At 68.6% G+C, this 18511-nt stretch carries 14 protein-coding genes; 13 read left to right on the forward strand and 1 reads right to left on the reverse strand.

Annotated features, from left to right (window positions below):
- The 12 genes from ACFDS3_RS14600 to cysG all read left to right on the forward strand — a co-directional run.
- A partial coding sequence (locus ACFDS3_RS14600; protein ID WP_375263087.1) for an ANTAR domain-containing response regulator occupies window positions 1-459 on the forward strand: 459 nt, incomplete at its 5' end.
- Window positions 456-1643, forward strand: a complete 1188-nt coding sequence (locus tag ACFDS3_RS14605) for a CmpA/NrtA family ABC transporter substrate-binding protein (RefSeq protein WP_375263088.1) — start codon at window positions 456-458, stop codon at window positions 1641-1643. The genes ACFDS3_RS14600 and ACFDS3_RS14605, both read left to right, overlap by 4 nt.
- A 262-nt stretch (window positions 1644-1905) precedes the next feature.
- Window positions 1906-3270 (forward strand): CmpA/NrtA family ABC transporter substrate-binding protein, encoded by a 1365-nt coding sequence (locus ACFDS3_RS14610; protein ID WP_375263089.1) that lies wholly within the window; start codon window positions 1906-1908, stop codon window positions 3268-3270.
- Between the two features lie 173 nt (window positions 3271-3443).
- Complete coding sequence (locus ACFDS3_RS14615; RefSeq protein WP_375263090.1) at window positions 3444-4526, forward strand: ABC transporter permease; 1083 nt, start codon at window positions 3444-3446, stop codon at window positions 4524-4526.
- 4 nt (window positions 4527-4530) lie between these two features.
- On the forward strand, window positions 4531-6198 hold the full coding sequence (locus ACFDS3_RS14620; RefSeq protein ID WP_375263091.1) for an ABC transporter ATP-binding protein: 1668 nt from the start codon (window positions 4531-4533) through the stop codon (window positions 6196-6198).
- Between the two features lie 4 nt (window positions 6199-6202).
- Entirely contained in the window at window positions 6203-8635 is a 2433-nt protein-coding gene (gene nirB / locus ACFDS3_RS14625) for a nitrite reductase large subunit NirB (protein WP_375263092.1), read from the forward strand.
- A complete protein-coding gene (gene nirD, locus ACFDS3_RS14630; RefSeq protein ID WP_375263093.1) occupies window positions 8632-8964 on the forward strand; it encodes a nitrite reductase small subunit NirD in 333 nt (110 codons plus the stop codon). The genes nirB and nirD overlap by 4 nt, the downstream gene beginning before the upstream one ends.
- Window positions 8965-8992: 28 nt before the next feature.
- Window positions 8993-9838, forward strand: coding sequence for a formate/nitrite transporter family protein (locus ACFDS3_RS14635; RefSeq protein ID WP_375263094.1), 846 nt, complete (start codon window positions 8993-8995; stop codon window positions 9836-9838).
- A gap of 52 nt (window positions 9839-9890) precedes the next feature.
- The gene (gene cynS / locus ACFDS3_RS14640) at window positions 9891-10340 is read left to right on the forward strand and encodes a cyanase (RefSeq protein WP_375263095.1); all 450 of its coding nucleotides are present in this window, start codon (window positions 9891-9893) and stop codon (window positions 10338-10340) included.
- A 12-nt stretch (window positions 10341-10352) separates the two neighbouring features.
- Complete coding sequence (locus ACFDS3_RS14645; protein ID WP_375263096.1) at window positions 10353-12956, forward strand: molybdopterin-dependent oxidoreductase; 2604 nt, start codon at window positions 10353-10355, stop codon at window positions 12954-12956.
- Entirely contained in the window at window positions 12953-13924 is a 972-nt protein-coding gene (locus ACFDS3_RS14650; protein ID WP_375263097.1) for a glycosyl transferase family protein, read from the forward strand. The genes ACFDS3_RS14645 and ACFDS3_RS14650 overlap by 4 nt, the downstream gene beginning before the upstream one ends.
- Before the next feature lie 13 nt (window positions 13925-13937).
- On the forward strand, window positions 13938-15332 hold the full coding sequence (gene cysG, locus ACFDS3_RS14655; protein WP_375263098.1) for a siroheme synthase CysG: 1395 nt from the start codon (window positions 13938-13940) through the stop codon (window positions 15330-15332).
- Between the two features lie 67 nt (window positions 15333-15399).
- On the opposite strand, the gene ACFDS3_RS14660 is transcribed toward cysG, so the two are convergent.
- Window positions 15400-17472: a TonB-dependent siderophore receptor gene (locus tag ACFDS3_RS14660; RefSeq protein ID WP_375263099.1), complete on the reverse strand. Its 2073-nt coding sequence runs from the start codon at window positions 17470-17472 to the stop codon at window positions 15400-15402.
- A 126-nt stretch (window positions 17473-17598) separates the two neighbouring features.
- Here ACFDS3_RS14660 and ACFDS3_RS14665 point away from each other — a divergent pair, with 126 nt between their 5' ends.
- Complete coding sequence (locus ACFDS3_RS14665; RefSeq protein WP_375263100.1) at window positions 17599-18492, forward strand: helix-turn-helix transcriptional regulator; 894 nt, start codon at window positions 17599-17601, stop codon at window positions 18490-18492.
- The last annotated feature ends 19 nt before the right edge of the window (window positions 18493-18511 follow it).

The raw sequence follows: 18511 nt of genomic DNA on the forward strand, positions 1-18511 counted from the left end.
TACACGACGGTCGCGCTGCGGCAGGCGTGGGCCGAGATGGGCGTGCGCATCTTCGAGCACTTCGTCAAGCACGACGGCGTCATGCGCCTCTCCTGCTTCTCGGACAGCGAGCGCAATGGGATCGAGGCAGGCCTCGCCGGCCTCTCCGCCGCCGCGATCGAGGCCGGCCTTTCGGCCTATGTCGTGGACGGCCTGACGCCCGCACGGGTCAAGCCGGTGCTCGACGCCGCCATCGCGCGCTTTCGCATGATGCAAAGGATGCGCACGGAACTGGCCGAGACCAAGCGCGCGCTCGAGGATCGCAAGGTGATCGACCGCGCCAAGGGCCTGCTCATGCGCGCCCGGTGCATCCCCGAGGACGAGGCCTACGCGCTGCTGCGCAAGACCGCGATGGACCAGGGGCGCCGCGTCGCCGACGTGGCCGAGGCGCTGGTGACGGCCGCAGGGCTCCTGGGATGAGGGCCACGACCCTTCCCGTGGGCTTCCTGCCGCTGGTCGATGCCGCCCCCCTCATCGTCGCGGACGAGATGGGATTCGCCGCCGAAGAGGGCCTCGCCCTCGACTTCCTGCGCGGCACCTCCTGGGCCTCCCTGCGCGACGCCCTGGTTCACGGCCAGATCCGCGCTGCCCACATGCTGGCCCCGATGCCCATCGCGTCGGCGCTGGGCATCGGCGGCGGCAACGCGCAGCTCGCTGCGCTGTCGGTCCTGTCGGTCAACGGCACGGTCGTCGGCGTCAGCGCCGACCTTGCCGCCCGGATGCGGGACCAAGGCCACGCCTTCGGCTTCGACGACGCGACCGCCGCCGGGCGTGCGCTGATCGAAGCCGCCGACACGCCCCTCAGGATCGGCGTGCCGTTCCCGTTCTCGATGCACGCGGAACTCGTCTATTACTGGCTCTCGTCCCTCGGCCTGCCCAGCCCGCAAAGCCTGACCGTCCGCACAGTCCCGCCGCCCCTGATGGCCGAGGCGATCCGCGCGGGCGAGATCGACGCCTTCTGCGTGGGCGAGCCCTGGGGCACCGCCACCGTCGAGGGCGGCGTGGGCGAGCTTCTGCTGCCCGGCAACGCCATCTGGGCCTTCGCCCCCGAAAAAGTGCTGGCCGCGCGCGCCGACTGGGCCGACGAGGCGCCCGGGCTGTCGGCGCGGCTCGTCCGTTCCGTCTGGCGCGCGGGCAGGTGGCTCGACGCAAGCCCCGCCAACCGCTCGCTCGCCGCCGACCTCATGTCGCGGCCCCACTACCTGAACCTCGCGCCCGAATTGATCGAACGGTCGCTGTCGGGGCGTATCGTCGTCTCTCGGCGGGGCGAGACCCGCGCCACGCCCCGCCTCGTCGGCTTCCACGAGGGCGCGGCAGCCTTTCCGTGGCGCAGCCAGGCCGCGTGGATCGGGGCGCGGATCGCCGCGCGCACGGGCCTCGACCCGATGCAGGCGATGGCCGCAGCCGCCGGCACCTTCCGCAGCGACCTCTTCCGCAGCGCGCTTTCCACAACCGGCGCGGTCTTGCCCGCAGCCTCGGCGCGAATCGAAGGCGCGATGGGCACCGACAGGGCGGTTCCGGCGGATTCAGGGGCGCTGACACTCTGCCGGGACGCCTTCTTCGACGGGGCTCAATTCGATCCGGCGTTCTTAGACCGCACATAGAATATGCAGTCCCGCCCGATTGCGCTGCAATGCAGCGGGGCGGGGCGCCAATTGCCGCCATGACCCTTCACAGCCGCAATTCACTCGCCCCAAGGTGAACCTGTCGGCAGGCAACGAAGCCCGCCACGACATATCACCCCGAACGATCGGGACGATGAGCAAAGCCGCTCGACACGCTGCCTCCTCCTCCCGGGCGGTGCATGTCGGCGGCTTTTTTCGTTCTTCGGCCGGGGGTTCCCCGGTCAGCACACAGGACCGACGCATGAAACGCATTCTCCTCGGCCTCGCGGCCTCGACCATCGCCAGCCCTGCGCTCGCGCAGATGCTCGACCTCGAAAAGTTCGAGCTGACCTTCGGCTTCATCAAGCTGACCGACATGGCGCCGCTCGCGGTCGCCTACGAGCAGGGCTACTTCCTCGACGAAGGCCTCTTCGTCACGCTCGAGGCGCAGGCCAACTGGAAGGTGCTGCTGGACGGGGTGATCGACGGCACGCTGGACGGCGCGCACATGCTCGCCGGTCAGCCGCTGGCCGCCACCATCGGCTACGGAACCGAGGCGCATATCGTCACGCCCTTCTCGATGGACCTCAACGGCAACGGCATCACCGTGTCGAACGAGGTCTGGGAGATGATGAAGCCGAACATCCCCGAAAACGCCGACGGCCTGCCGCAGCACCCGATCAGCGCCTCGGCGCTGGCCCCCGTCGTCGCGGATTTCAACGCCCGCGGCGAGGCCTTCAAGATGGGCATGGTCTTCCCCGTCTCGACCCATAATTACGAGCTTCGCTACTGGCTCGCCGCCGGTGGCCTGAACCCCGGCTTCTACGGCAACGGCGACGCCACGGGGCAGGTCGGCGCGGACGTCCTCCTGTCGGTCACGCCCCCGCCGCAGATGCCCGCCACGCTCGAGGCCGGGACGATCCACGGCTACTGCGTGGGCGAGCCCTGGAACCAGCAGGCGGTCTTCAAGGGCATCGGCGTGCCGGTCATCACCGATTACGAGATCTGGAAGAACAACCCCGAGAAGGTCTTCGGCCTGACCGCCGGCTTCGTCGAGGAAAACCCCAACACCACCCGCGCGCTGACCCGCGCCCTGATCCGCGCCGCGATCTGGCTGGACGAGAACGACAACGCCAACCGCGAAGAGGCGGTCGAGATCCTGTCTCGCCACGAATATGTCGGCGCGGATGCCGAGGTCATCGCCAACTCGATGACCGGCACCTTCGAGTATGAAAAGGGCGACGTCCGCGAGGTCCCCGATTTCAACGTCTTCTTCCGCTACAACGCGACCTATCCCTACTACTCGGACGCGGTCTGGTACCTGACCCAGATGCGCCGCTGGGGCCAGATCCCCGAGGCCAAGGACGACCAGTGGTTCTTCGACGTGGCCGAAAGCGTCTATCGCCCGGACATCTACCTCGACGCCGCGCGGTCACTGGTCGAGGACGGCCTCGCCCCCGAGGACGGCTTCCCGTGGGACACCGACGGCTACAAGGACCCGGCCCCGGCCGAGGATATCATCGACGGGCTCGCCTATGACGGCCGGACCCCCAACGCCTATCTCGACAGCCTCTCTATCGGCCTGAAGGGCGACCAGACGGTCGGCGCATCGGGGGTCGAGGGCTGAGCGCGCGGGCGGGCCCCGTACCGACGCCTGCCGGACGCGTGCCAGACGCCCGCCCGACGATGTCCCGACACCTGCCGGACGACAGACCGGCACCAGCCAGACGCAAGACCGACGCCCGCCCGACAGGGGCGGGACGTCCGCCAGCCACAGCCACACCCCGGGAGTGACCCGACATGACAGCCGTTGATCCGAACGCCATCGAAGCCGAACACCGCGAGGCCCGCCGCGCCCGCTGGTTCACCCGCATCAACAAGGCCGACGCCTGGTTGCGCGTGCTTGGCCTGTCGTGGCTGACCCCGGTGATGCGCGCCGCCGCCGGCGACAACCCCCGCGCGCAAGCCTCCGAAATCTGGAAGCTTCTGGGCGTGCCGCTTCTGGCCATCGCGGGGTTCCTGACCCTCTGGGCGGTGCTGGCGCCACAGGTTCAGACCTCCCTCGGCGCCGTTCCCGGCCCCGCGCAGGTCTGGTCCGAGGCGGTCGGCCTGCACGAGGACGCCGTGCGCACCGGCGAGCGCCGCGCCCAGTTCGAGGAAATGGTCGAGCAACGAAATCAACGGCTTGTCGAGGCTGGCCGCGCCGACGAGGTGCAATCGATCACCTTCACCGGCGCGCCTTCGTACTACCAGCAGATCCGCACCTCGATCATCACGGTCTTCTTCGGCTTCCTGATCGCCACAGCGATCGCCGTGCCCCTGGGCATCCTCGCAGGGCTGTCGGCCACCGCCAACGCCGCGCTGAACCCTATCATCCAGATCTTCAAACCCGTCAGCCCGCTGGCCTGGCTGCCCATCGTGACCATGATCGTCTCGGCCGTCTACGCCACCAATGACGGGCTTTTCGCCAAGTCGTTTCTGATCTCGGCGATCACCGTAACCCTATGTTCCCTTTGGCCGACCCTCATCAACACGGCCCTTGGCGTGGCGTCGATCGACAAGGATCTGGTGAACGTCAGCCGGGTCCTGAAGATGACCACCCGCACCAAGATCACCAAGCTGGTGCTGCCCTCGGCCATGCCGCTGATCTTCACTGGCCTGCGCCTGTCGCTGGGTGTCGGCTGGATGGTCTTGATCGCGGCCGAGATGCTGGCCCAGAACCCCGGTTTGGGAAAATTCGTCTGGGACGAGTTCCAGAACGGCAGCTCTTCGAGCCTCGCCCGGATCATGGTGGCCGTCTTCACCATCGGCATCATCGGCTTCCTTCTGGACCGGCTGATGTTCGCGATCCAGGCCGCCTTCACCTTCACGAACCAGCGGTGAACCCATGAGCATCCTGACATTCGACAATGTTTCCAAGGGCTACGGCGACGGTGCCCCGGTGCTGAACGGCATCGACCTGACGGTGCAAGAGGGCGAATTCCTCGTCCTGCTGGGCTTCTCGGGCACCGGCAAGACGACCCTCATCAACCTGATGGCGGGGCTCGAACGGCCCACCAGCGGAACCGTCTCCTTCAAGGGCCAGCCGATCACCGGCCCCGGCCCCGAACGAGGTGTGATCTTCCAGAACTACTCGCTGATGCCGTGGCTGACGGTCACCGGGAACGTCCGGCTGGCGCTCGACAGCGTGTTTCCGACCATGCCGGCGAAGGAAAAGGACGCGAAGGTCGCCCACTACGTCCAGATGGTCGGCCTGTCCCACGCCACCCACCGTCGCCCGGCCGAGCTGTCTGGCGGCATGCGCCAGCGCGTGAACGTCGCCCGCGCGCTCGCCATGAACCCCGAGGTTCTGCTGCTGGACGAACCGCTCAGCGCCCTCGACGCGCTTACCCGCGCCAACCTCGCCGACGAGATCGAGGGCATCTGGCAGCAGGAACGCCAGACCTGCGTCCTGATCACCAACGACGTGGACGAGGCCATCGTGCTGGCCGACCGGATCGTGGTCCTGACCCCCGAGGGCACGCTGGGCCGCGAGTTTCGCGCAGACATCCCGCGCCCCCGCGACCGGACCGAGATGAACAACCACGACGGCTTCAAGCGCCTGCGCGGCGAGGTCACGAAATACCTGATGGAGATCGGGATCGAAGGCCGTGCCGAGGGGACCCGGACTCTGCCCAACGTCACCCCGATCCACGGCCTGCCCAAGGCCCAGAAGGACGCGCAGGAGGGGCTGATCGAAGATCGCTTCCTCGACTTCAGCCAGCTTCACAAGGTCTATCCCACGCCCAAGGGGCCGCTCACCGTGGTTGAGGATTTTGACCTCAAGATGAACCGGGGCGAGTTCGTCAGCCTGATCGGCCATTCGGGCTGCGGCAAGTCCACCGTGCTGACCATGGCCGCCGGTCTGAATGAGATCAGCAAGGGCGCGATCAAGCTCGACGGGCGCCACGTGATGGGCGCCGACCCAGAGCGCGCGGTGGTGTTCCAGTCGCCGTCGCTCTTCCCGTGGCTCACCGCGAAGGAGAATGTCAGCGTCGGCGTCGACCGCGTCTATCCCCGCGCCAGCCGGGCCGAGCGGCAGGAAGTGGTGGAATACTACCTCGAAAAGGTCGGCCTCGCCGAAGCGATGGACAAGCCCGCCGCCGACCTCTCGAACGGCATGAAGCAGCGCGTCGGCATCGCGCGCGCCTTCGCCCTGTCGCCCAAGCTGCTGCTGCTGGACGAGCCCTTCGGGATGCTCGACAGCCTGACCCGCTGGGAGCTTCAGGAAGTGCTGATGGAGGTCTGGGCCCAGACCCGCGTCACCGCGATCTGCGTCACCCACGACATGGACGAGGCGATCCTGCTGGCCGACCGCGTGGTGATGATGACCAACGGCCCGCAGGCCACCATCGGCAAGATCGTCGACGTGAACCTGCCGCGCCCGCGCACCCGCAAGGCGCTGCTCGAGCACCCCGACTACTACGCCTACCGGCAGGAGGTGCTCGATTTCCTCGAGGAATACGAGCACGGCGCCACGCCCAAACCCAAACCGACCGCAATTGCAGCGGAGTGATCCCATGACCCGTAAACTCATCATCATCGGCGCCGGCATGGCTTCGGGCCGCCTACTGGAACACCTGCTCGAGGCTGGCGGCGACTGGGACGTGACCCTGTTCAACGCCGAGCCGCGCGGCTGCTACAACCGCATCATGCTCTCGCCCGTCCTGTCGGGCGAAAAGACCTACGCAGAGATCGTCACCCACGACGCCGCCTGGTACGAGGAACGCGGCGTCACCTGCCGCTTCGGCGAGAAGGTCTCCGGGATCGACCGCGTCGCGCAGTCCGTCACCGCCGGAAACGGCGACGTGCTGCCCTATGACGAGCTGGTCATCGCCACCGGCTCGCAGCCGTTCATCATCCCGCTGCCCGGCCACGACCTCGACGGGGTGATCGCCTATCGCGACCTCGACGATACGCAGCGCATGATGTCGCTGGGGCAGGGCAAGCGGGCTGTCGTCATCGGCGGTGGCCTGCTTGGGCTCGAGGCCGCCGCCGGCCTCCATGCGCGGGGTGTCGAAACCACCGTCGTTCACCTCATGGGCCACCTGATGGAGCGTCAGCTGGACGAGGCGGCGGGCTACCTCTTGCGCAAGGAACTGACGGATCGCGGCATCGACGTGCGCTGCTCGACCAACTCGAAGGAGATCGTCGGCAAGGACGGCAAGGTCGCGGCGCTAAGGCTCGACACCGGCGAGGAACTGCCCTGCGACCTGCTGGTCATGGCGGTCGGCATCCGGCCCAATGTGGCGCTGGCGCAGGCTGCCGGGCTGGCGGTCGGCAAGGGCATCCACGTGGACGATCGGCTCGGCACGTCTGACCCGCATATCCACGCGCTCGGCGAGTGTGTCGAGCACGAGGGCGCGCTGTTTGGCCTCGTCGCGCCGCTCTACGATCAGGCGAAGGTTCTGGCCGCGACGCTTTCGGGGCAGGAGGCGGCGTTCCGCCAGAAGCAGCTGTCGACCAAGCTGAAGGTCACCGGGTGCGATCTGTTCAGCGCCGGCGACTTCGCGGAGGGGGAAGGGCGCGAGGACATCGTGTTCCGCGACCCGGCCCGCGGCATCTACAAACGCCTCGTGATCGAGGGCGACCGCCTGATCGGCGCGGTGATGTATGGCGACACGGCGGACGGCAACTGGTTCTTCGGCCTCATCAAGGACGGCACCGATGTCAGCGGGATGCGCGACACGCTGATCTTCGGTCCGGCCTACCAGGGCGGTGCCGCCGCGGACCCTTTGGCCGCCGTTGCAGCCTTGCCGGCTGACGCCGAAATCTGCGGCTGCAACGGCGTCTGCAAGGGGCAGATCGTAAGCGCCATCGAGGGCGGCGCGACCGACCTTGCGGCCATCAAGGCCAAGACCAAGGCCAGCGCCTCCTGCGGGACCTGCACCGGCTTGGTCGAGCAGGTGCTGGCCTCGACGCTTGGCGATGATTTCGTCATGCCTGCCGCCGCAACCATCTGCGGCTGCACGGACCTTTCTCACGAGGATGTCCGCCGCCTCATCAAGGCGCAGGAGCTGAAGTCGCAACCGGCGGTCTGGCAGGAGCTGGGGTGGAAGACCCCGAATGGCTGCCATGTCTGCCGCCCGGCGGTAAACTTCTACCTGCTGGCGGACTGGCCGCTCGACTACGTCGACGACCCGCAAAGCCGCTTCGTGAACGAGCGCAACCACGCCAACATCCAGAAGGACGGCACCTATTCGGTGATGCCCCGCATGTGGGGCGGCATGACCACCGCGGACGAGCTGCGCGCCATCGCCGAGGCTGCCGACAAGTACGGCGCCACGGTGAAGGTCACGGGCGGCCAGCGCATCGACCTTCTGGGCATCCGCAAGGAGGACCTGCCCGCGATCTGGGCCGACATGAACGCGGCCGGCATGGTCTCGGGGCACGCCTATACCAAGGGCCTGCGCACGGTGAAGACCTGCGTGGGCAAGGACTGGTGCCGCTTCGGGACGCAGGATTCGACAGGCCTTGGCATCACGCTGGAAAAGCGCCTTTGGGGGTCGTGGACGCCGCACAAGGTCAAGCTGGGCGTCTCGGGGTGCCCGCGCAACTGTGCCGAGGCGACCTGCAAGGATATCGGCATCGTCTGCGTGGACTCTGGCTACCAGATCGGCGTCGGCGGCGCGGCGGGCATGGACGTGAAGGAGGTCGTGCGCCTGCACGACGCCCGCACCGAGGCCGAGACGATCGAGTGGGTCGTCGCCTTCGTTCAGCTCTATCGCGAGCACGCCAAGTATCTCGACCGGGCCTACAAGTGGCTCGCCAAGGTGGGCCTCGACTGGGTGAAGGAGACGCTCTCCGACGACGCCACCCGCAAAGCCCTGGTCGAGCGGTTCGACATCTCGCAATCGGTCTACCAGCACGACCCTTGGGCCGAACGTGCCACCCCCGAGACGGCGCGCCAATACGCGCCGCTTGCCGACCTGACCCTGGAGGCTGCGGAATGAACTGGATCGACATCGGACCGCTCGCCGACATCCCCCTGCGCGGCGCGCGCCGGGTCAAGACGGCGCAGGGCTGCGTCGCCCTGTTCCGCACCGCCGAGGACGAGGTCTTCGCGACCTCGGCCACCTGCCCGCACCGGAACGGCCCCCTCGACGAGGGGATCGTCCATGGCCGCAAGATAACCTGCCCGCTGCACAACTGGGTCTTCTCGCTGGAAACCGGCGAGGCCCAAGGCGCCGACGACGGCAGCATCGCCACCTACGCCGTGCGGGTCGAGAACGGGCGTGTCCTTCTCGACGGAACCGCCCTGGCCCGAGCCAGCGCGGCCTGACCGAACGCTTCCACGAAAGGAGAGCCGAATGTCCTACGTCACACCAGCCGAATTCGCGACCAAGATGGTCGACGCCGGAGAGGCCAAGGCCAAGATGTCCACCACGGATACGCTGATCCGCGCCTACATGGCCGGCGCGATCCTGGCCCTTGCGGCAGCCTTCGCCGTCACGATCACCGTCAACACCGGCAACCCGCTGGTGGGCGCGCTGCTGTTCCCCGTCGGCTTCTGCATCCTCTACCTTCTGGGCTTCGACCTGCTGACGGGGGTATTCACGCTGGTCCCGCTGGCGGTGTTCGACCGCCGGCCCGGCGTCGATATGAAGGCGCTCTGGCGCAACTGGGGCCTCGTCTTCGCGGGCAACTTCGCCGGCGCGATGACGACGGCGATCTTCATGGCGACCATCCTGACAATGGGCTTCACGGTCGCCCCGGATGCGGTGGGGCAGAAGCTGATGGATATCGGCCATGCGCGCACCGTGGGCTATGCCGAGGCCGGCGCGGGGGGCATGCTCACGCTCTTCATTCGGGCCGTGATGTGCAACTGGATGGTGTCGACCGGCGTGGTCGCGGCGATGATGTCCACCAGCGTCTCGGGCAAGGTCATCGCGATGTGGATGCCGATCCTGATCTTCTTCTACCTCGGGTTCGAGCATTCGATCGTCAACATGTTCCTCTTCCCCATCGGCCTGATCCTGGGCGCCAGCTTCACCTGGAACGACTACCTGTTCTTCAACGAGATCCCGACCGTGCTGGGCAATGTCGTGGGCGGCCTGACCTTCGTCGGCGCGATGATCTACGCGACGCACTACAAGTCCGGCCCCGCCTCTTCGGTGGCCGAGACCGCCAACATGCAAGTCACCCCGGCCGAGTGACCCCCCCCCAACCGGGTCCTCCGTGGCCCGGCCAGCAACAGGACGATCACCAATGAGCTACAGAACGCGCGACGACGTCACCCTGGCCGTGCTGGCCGCCAAGCGGGACAAGGGGCTGACCTGGGCCGGGATCGCCCAGGCGGTCGGCATGTCCCCGGTCTGGACCCACGCCGCCGCCACCGGCATGGCCGCGATGCCCGCCGACAAGGCCGAGGCGCTGGGTAAGGCGCTGGGCCTGCCGGCCGAGGACGTGGCGATCCTGCAGGAGTATCCCACCAAGGAGTGGTCCCGCGACATCCCCACCGACCCCTGCATCTACCGCCTCTACGAGATCGCGGGCGTGTTCGGCCCCACCTTCAAGGCGCTGGTGCAGGAAGAGTTCGGCGACGGCATCATGTCGGCCATCGACTTCGACATGCAGGTCAGCCGGGTCGAGGATCCCAAGGGCGACCGCGTGAAGCTCGAGATGACGGGCAAGTTCCTCGCCTATAAGACCTGGTAAGAAGGCCGCCCCATGACCCAGACCCGATCCACCTGTCCCTATTGCGGCGTCGGCTGCGGCGTTCTGCTGTCGCCGGACGGGCAGGGGGGGCTGACCGTCAAGGGCGACCCGGACCACCCGGCCAACCGGGGGCGGCTGTGTTCCAAGGGATCGGCCCTGGCGCAGACGGTGGGGCCCGAGGGGCGGCTTCTGGCGCCGCAGATCGGCGGGCGCACGGCAGGCTGGGACGAGGCGCTCGACCGCGTGGCCGACCGCTTCGCCCGGACCGTGGCCGAACACGGCCCCGACAGCGTCGCCTTCTACGCCTCGGGCCAGATGCTGACCGAGGATTACTACGTCGCCAACAAGTTCATGAAGGGCTTTGTCGGCACCGCGAATATCGACACCAACTCGCGGCTTTGCATGGCCTCGACCGTCGCGGGACACAAGCGCGCCTTCGGCACCGACACCGTCCCAGGCACCTACGAAGACCTGGACGAGGCCGACCTCGTGGTGCTGGTCGGCTCCAACCTCGCCTGGTGCCACCCGATCCTGCACCGCCGGGTGTTGGACGCGAAGGCGAAGCGTGGGACCAAGATCGTCGTGGTGGACCCCCGCGTCACCGCCACCTGCGACGGCGCCGACCTGCACCTGCCGCTGCGCATCGGGTCGGACGTGGCGCTGTTCAACCGCCTGCTGGCCGCGATCGAGGCGGCAGGGGCGCTCGACGCCGATTACCTGTCGCGGACAGACGACGCCGAGGCGACGCTCGCCGCCGCCCGCGCCGCCTCGACCGAACCCACAGGGCTCTCCGTCGAGCTGATCGACCGGTTCTGCCGCCTCTGGATCGGGCACGAGCGGGTCGTGACCGTCTTTAGCCAAGGCGTGAACCAATCCAGCGCCGGCACGGATAAGGTGAACGCGATCCTCAACTGCCACATCGCCACGGGGCGGATCGGCCGCCCCGGCATGGGGCCGTTCAGCGTCACCGGCCAGCCCAATGCCATGGGTGGGCGCGAGGTCGGCGGGCTTGCCAACATGCTGGCCTGCCACATGGATCTCGGCAACCCGGCGCACCGCGCTGCCGTGGGCGATTTCTGGGAGGCGCCCCGGCTGGCGGACCGGCCCGGCCTCAAGGTGGTGGACATGTTCCGCGCGGTGGCCGACGGGCGGATCAAGGCGCTGTGGATCATGCACACGAACCCCGCCGTGACCCTGCCCGAGGCCGACGCCGTGCGTGACGCCATCTCCGCCTGCGATTTCACCGTCGTCTCGGACATCACCGCCGAGACCGACACCGCACGGCTGGCCGATGTGCTTCTACCCGCCACCGCCTGGGGCGAAAAGGACGGGACCGTGACCAATTCCGACCGCACGATCTCGCGCCAACGCGCCGCGCTGCCGGCCCCGGGCGAGGCGCGCCCCGACTGGTGGCACATCACGCAGGTCGCCCGCCGCATGGGCTGGCACGCGGCGTTCGACTATCAGTCCCCGGCCGAGATCTTCCGCGAGCATGCCGCGCTGTCGGGGATCGCGGGCGGCTTCGGGCTGGATTTCGACATCTCCGGCCTCGCCGACCTCGATGACGCCGGCTACGCCGCGCTGGAGCCGACGCGCTGGCCCGTCGCCACCCGCCGCGGTGGCCGCTTCTTTGCCGATGGCCGGTCCTTCCGCCCCGGTGGCCGCGTGGCGATGGTCCCGGTCGAATGGCGCGCCCCCGAGGCGCGGCGCGCCCCGCGTTTCCCGTTCCGCCTGAACACCGGCCGCATCCGCGACCAGTGGCACACCATGACGCGCACCGGCCGCGCCGCCCGCCTGTCGAGCCACCTCGCCGAGCCCTTCGTCGAGATTCACACCGACGACGCCGCAGAGCTTGGCATCGCACAGGACCGGCTTGTCGAGCTGACCAGCCCCACCGGCACCGCAATCCTGCGCGCCACCGTGACCGACCGCGTCCAGCCCGGCACGCTCTTCGCGCCGATCCACTGGACGGGCGAGACAGCGCCCACCGGCCGCATCGACGCTCTTGTCGCGAGCCATGTCGATCCCATCTCGGGCCAGCCGGAAAGCAAGGCCGGCGTCTGCGCCGCCCGCCCGTTCGAGGCTGCGTGGTTCGGTTTCGCCGTGTCGGCTCGCCCGATGAACGCCACCAGCGACTACTGGGCCGCCGCCCGCAGCGAGGCCGGCTGGCGGATGGAGCTGGCCGGGCGACAGCCCCCGCAGGACTGGGAGGCCGAGGCCCGTCGCCTCTTCGATCTGCCGCAGGCCGAGGCGCAGGTGCTGACCGATTCTGCCCGCGGCGTCGCGCGCATCGCCTTCCACGAGGGCGGGCGGCTGCTGGCGGCGCTGTTCGCCGCGCCCGAACCGCTGGGGATCATGCGCGATTACCTCGTGACGATGCCGGGCGAGGATGCGATCACGGGCCGAGCGTCGGCCGACATGCCCGATCCGGGGCCGACCCTCTGCTCGTGCTTCGGCGTCGGGGTGAACACCATCCTGACGGCGATCGAGCGCGAGGGCCTGCTGACGGTCGAGGCGATCGGACAGGCCCTGTCCGCCGGCACGAATTGCGGCTCGTGCCGCCCCGAAATCGCGGCTCTGATCGCCGCTGCGACCACGAAGGAGGCCGCCGAATGAGCCTCGCACCTTACGTCCGTATCCTCGCGCGCGGGCAGGGCCGCGCGCGGTCCTTCACCTACGAGGAGGCCTATGAGGCCATGCGCCTGATCCTGTCGCCCGAGCCTGACCGCGAGGCCGTGGGCGCCATCCTGATGCTGATGCGCATGAAGGGCGAGACGGCGGAAGAGATCGCCGGTTTCGCCGCCGCCGCGCGCGCCGATCTGGGACCGTGGCCGGGAGATGCCCCGGCGCTCGACTGGCCCACCTATGCCGCTGGGCGCTCGCGCGGGCTGCCGTGGTTCCTGCTGTCGGCGCGGCTGGTCGCGTCCGCCGGCGTGCCGGTTCTGCTGCATGGCTGGAACAGCCATCAGTCCGACGGCGCTTCGGTGCGCGACGCGTTGGGGCCGCTGGGGATACCGCAGGCCAACGATACGCAGGAGGCGTCGGACGCCCTTGCGCGCGCGGGACTTGCCTACCTGCCGCTCGAGGCGTTCAGCCCCGGCCTCATGGCGCTGCTGCGTCTGCGCGACGTGCTGGGGCTGCGGTCCTGCGTCAACACCGTCTGCCGAATGCTGAACCCCGCCGCCGCGCCCGCCGCCGTGCAGGGGGTGTTCCACCCGCCCTACCGCGAGCTTCAGGCCGATGCCGCGCGGCTGCTGCAACTCGACCGGCTGACGGTCCTTAAAGGCGGCGGCGGCGAGTTCGAGCATCACCCCGCCAAGGACATCGCCATCTTCGGCCTGCGCGACGGCCAGCCTTGGACCGGCCTCACCGGTCAGCCGCTGGACGCTCATCGGCGGCTGGCGGATGCGCCGTCCGAGCCCGAGGCGCTGGCGGCCATCTGGCGCGGCGATGTGCAGGACGCCTTCGCCGAGGCGATCGTTCTATCCACCGCCGCGCTGGCTCTCGATACCGCGGGCGTACCCGACGCCGAGTTGACCGCCCGCAACCTGTGGGACGCCCGCGCCCGCGACCTCGCCGCCTGACCGGAGCCACGCCATGCACAGCTTTCCCATGTTCATCCGCACAACGGGCCGCCGTGTCGTCATCGCCGGCGGGGGCGAGCAGGCGGCGCAGAAAGCGCGGCTGATGCTCAAGACCGACGCGCAGCTTGTGCTGGCGGCGTCCGAGCTTGACCCCGAACTGTCTGCATTGGTGTCGTCCGGGCGGGCCACGCAGCACACGGGCGCGATCACGCCCGAGCTGTTTCGCGGTGCCGCGATGGCCTTCGTCGCCACCGGTTGCCCGGGGCTGGACGCCAGCCTTCATGCGCTCGTGAAGGCGGCTAACTGCCCGGTGAACGTTGTGGACCAGCCCGCGCTCTGTGACTTGACGACGCCCAGCCTGGTGGATCGCGATCCCGTCGTCGTCGCCATCGGGACGGAAGGAACTGCCCCGGTTCTGGCGCGACAGATCAAGACCCAGGTCGAAGAGATGCTGCCCCCGAACCTAGGCGGGCTTGCTGCCTTCGCCGGGCGGATGCGGGACAGCGTGGCGCAGCGTGTCCCGCGCGAGGGGCGGCGTGCCTTCTGGCGCTGGGTCTTCGCCGACGCACCTCGAGGGCTCTGGACCCGCGGGGCGGAGCGTGAGGGCGCGCAACGGATCAAGGAGGCGATCGCCAAGGGCGCGGCGCCGGGCGAACACGGCGGCGGCTCCATCGCGCTGGTCGGTGCGGGGCCGGGGGCGCGCGATCTGCTGACGATGCGCGCCGTTCAGCGCCTGCAGGAGGCCGACGTGATCTTTTACGATCGCCTGGTCGAGGAAGACGTGCTGGAACTCGCCCGCCGCGATGCCGAGCGGGTCTATGTCGGCAAGGTCGTCGGCGCCCATGCCTGGCCGCAGGACCGGATCAGCGCGGCCATCGTCGCCGAGGCGCAGAAGGGGCGCCGGGTCGTGCGTCTGAAATCGGGCGATCCCGGCATCTTCGGCCGCCTGACCGAGGAGCTGGACGCCGCCCGCGCCGCGAACGTCCCGTGCGAGATCGTGCCCGGCGTCACGGCCGCCTGCGCCGCCGCAGCCTCGGCCGGGATGCCGCTGACCGCGCGAGGCGAGACGGATACGCTCGTGCTGACGACTGGACGGCTGCGGGAAGAGGGAGACCTCCCTGACTTTGCCCCGCATGTCCGGCCGGGCACGACGCTGGCCTTCTACATGGCGGCGGCCGGCGCGGACCGGATCGCGGCGCGAATGATCGAAGCGGGCGTGTCCGGCGCGGCCCAGGTCACCGTGGTCGCATCGGCGACGAAACCCGGCGAGGCGACTTTTCGCACGACGGCCGCGGACCTGGCGGCGACGATTGCGGAGCAGGGCGTGAGCGGATGCGCGATGATCATCGTGTCGCTTCCCCGTGCCGCGGCTGGGGCGAGCCGCGGACCACGACTGGTCGCTGGCTGAGGCGAAAGCAAAAAAGGGCCCGGCCCGCGGGATACGCTCGGGCCGGACCGCTGTCATGCCACGCGCGTCAGAAGCGCGTGGTCAGGGACGCGGTGAGGGTCCGCGGCTCGCCACGGAAGTTGAAGACCGAGGTCGAGCCGACGCGGGTGTAGTATCCCTTGTCGAGCACGTTCTCGACGCCCACGCGCAGTTCCGAGCCGTAGATGTCCTTAGCCACGCTCAGGTCCACGACCGCGTATCCCGGGGCCTCGATGCCGCGGGACGAGAAGTCGCTGACCCCGCGGATGCGCCCGCCAAAGCTCCACCCGTCGAGCGCGCCGCCTTCGACGTCATAGATGGCCGACAGCTTGTAGATGTTCTCGGGGGTGACCTCGGAGAACACTTCGCCCGCGCTCGGACCTTCGGTGATCTCGGTGTCCGTGAACGTATAGCCGGCCGAAAGGTGCAGGTTCGGCACGACCTCGCCCGCCACCTCGATCTCGACGCCCTGCGCACGGACTTCCTCGTCCGCGACATAGTAGTTCTGCCCGACCACCGCGACGGGGCGGTTCACCTGGTCGAGGCGGAACAGCGCGGCCGAAGCGTTCAGCCCGAACCCAAGCTCGGCCTTCACACCGATCTCGTATTGCTGGCCTTCGGTCGGGTCGAGCGTGTCGCCCTTCTCGTCCACGTTGGTCTGCGGCTGGAAGATCTCGGAATAGCTGGCATAGACCGTGGCGCTGGGGCTGATGTCATAGGTTGCGCCGACGAAGGGCGTGATATGCGCGTCCTCCTGCATCTCGGTGGGCGTGCCGCCATTCACGACGGTGGTGCTGTCGTACCAGGTCAGCCGCGCCCCGCCGATCAGCGTCAGCGGCGCGATCGGATTGACCCGCACCTGCGAATAGAGGCCGGTCGCGGTGTATTCGCTGTCCTGCACCGTCGAATAGACCAAGTCCGGGCGCTCGACATCGCTCACGTCCCAATCGTCGAGGTCGAAGGACCCGCCGATCTTGCCCCGTGCGGTTGCGGTGGTCGAGTCCACCTGCTGATGATCGATCCCGACCAGCGCCGTCCCGGTCACGCTGCCCAAGGCGAAGGGCAGTTCGGCATGAGCGTCGAGCGCGGTCGAGTCCTGTTCGAACTGCCGACCGAGATAGGCGAGGGAGGAGATCACGTTGTTCTCGTCCGCGGCACTGCCGGCATAGGCATAGACGAAGTCCGCTTCCTGGTGCGACTGGCGGATCGAGAATTTCAGGCGCCCGCCATTGCCCAGACGGTGCTCGGCCGCGAACGTCAAATCGTCCACCTTATTGTCGAAGTCGTTCCAGTCGGCGGCCGTCGTCGTGCCGGCGTCGAGATACAGAAGGTTGCCTTCGGCGTCTGTGGGTAGGCCGTTGAAGGGCGCGATGTCACGCTCGAGGTGGCTGGCCGAGAAGGTCAGCGTGGTCTCTGGCGTGACGTCCCAAGCCAACGTGCCATACGCCACGGCCACGCCATTCTCCTGCTTGTCCACAAAGCCGTCGCCGTCGCCATAAGCGACGACCGCGCGGCCGCGCAGCGTGCCGCTTTCGTTCAGGGCGCCGGTCACGTCGGCTTCGACCCGTGCGTGCCCGTTGCTGTCCATCTGCGAGGTGAACGAACCACTGAACTCGGGCTGGGCCTGCTTCAGGCGCATGTTGATCGAGCCCGCAGGCTCGCCGGTGCCGATGAACAGACCCGAGGGACCCTTCAGGATCTCGACGTGGTCGACGATGGCAAGGTCGGGCTGCGTGCCGTAGATCGAGCTGACGGGCGCGGGCAGGCCATCGAAATAGAGGTAGTCGAACTCGTAGCCGCGCGAAAACAGAGACGAGCGCCCCACGTCGTTGTTCAGCACCAGAAGTCCCGGCGCATCGTCGAGCGCCTCTTCCAGCGCGGTATACCTGCCGTCCTGGATCTGCTCGTTTGTGATGACCGTGGTCGATTGGGGCACGTCGCGCCAGTCCATCGCGCTTTTCTCGCCGACCGAGACCAGGTCCGTCGCGTAGCTGTCGGTGTCCTCGGTCTCGTAGCTCGCGCCCGGCAGGACGATCTCGCCCAGGTCCTGGTCCTGTGCTGTCGCTGGCAGGATCGGCGCGACGCTGGCCAGCAGCGCGAGTTTCAGAACGGATGAACGCATCCCGTGTCCCCTCGTTTAATTGACTATTTTTATCGGCAAATATACGAATGCGTGAGGTCGGGGCAGGTGAACGGCGTACGCGTTCCTCTCAATTCGTTTCGCCGGCCCCTCATTTCCGGAGACGCAATGCTCATCAGGATTCGCGATTTCGCCGAGGGCACGAGGGCCCCGGCCGGGAGCTTCGGCGCCACGGTCAGGGCCGAGACGCCGGTGCTGGACGGAATCCGCAAGCGGATCGCGCTGGACGAGGGGTTGAACGCGAACCTGCTCGACGGCGAGGTTTTGCAGAGTTTCGAGGTGCGCTCGGTCCGCAACCCGCTGGCCTCGATCCAGTTGGTCCTCGAGGGCGAGGTCGCGATCTGGGTCGGGGACTGCCGGCTACCGGTTCGCGCGCCTGCGGACGGCGTGGGCCGCGCGATCCTGTCGGTAACGGACAAGCGATGCCCGTTCCGCGCGCGGGCCGAGCAGGGCACCCGCATCCGCAAGCTGAGCCTTGCGGCAAGTGCCGGATGGCTTGCGCGCTACGACCTGTCGCTGGCGCCGGACCCGTGCCAGAGCTTCGTCGCCTCGCCCTGCGAACTTGCGGCGGCGCGGCGGTTCTTCGATCCCGACGCGTCGCGTATTGCGCTGCATTCCGCGGCACTGGCGCTCTGGTCAGAGATGGCGGCGCGGGCGGGGGATCACGCCGATGCCGCCCGGCGCGATCGGCTGCACCGCATGGAGCAGGCGGCGCTTGCCCCAGGGCCGATGCCCCGGCTGGACCGGGTGGCGGCGGCGGGTTCGGTCAGCCTTGCCACGATGGACCGGATGTTCCGCGAGGTGCACGGAGTCCCGCCCAAGCGGTGGATCCGTGCGGCCCGACTGCAGCGTGCGGCCGAGGACCTGCATAGTGGTCTGCCGATCCAGGCGGTCGCGTGGCGCGCCGGCTACGCGCGACCGGCGGCGTTTTCAACGGCATTTCGCGCGTGGTCGGGGGTGCTGCCCTCCGAGGCGCGCCGGGGTGATCCCGCCGCTGTCTGACCCGAGACGAGGCTTACCG

The organism is Palleronia sp., from assembly GCF_042089775.1.
In the GTDB taxonomy this organism is placed as follows: Bacteria; Pseudomonadota; Alphaproteobacteria; order Rhodobacterales; family Rhodobacteraceae; genus Palleronia.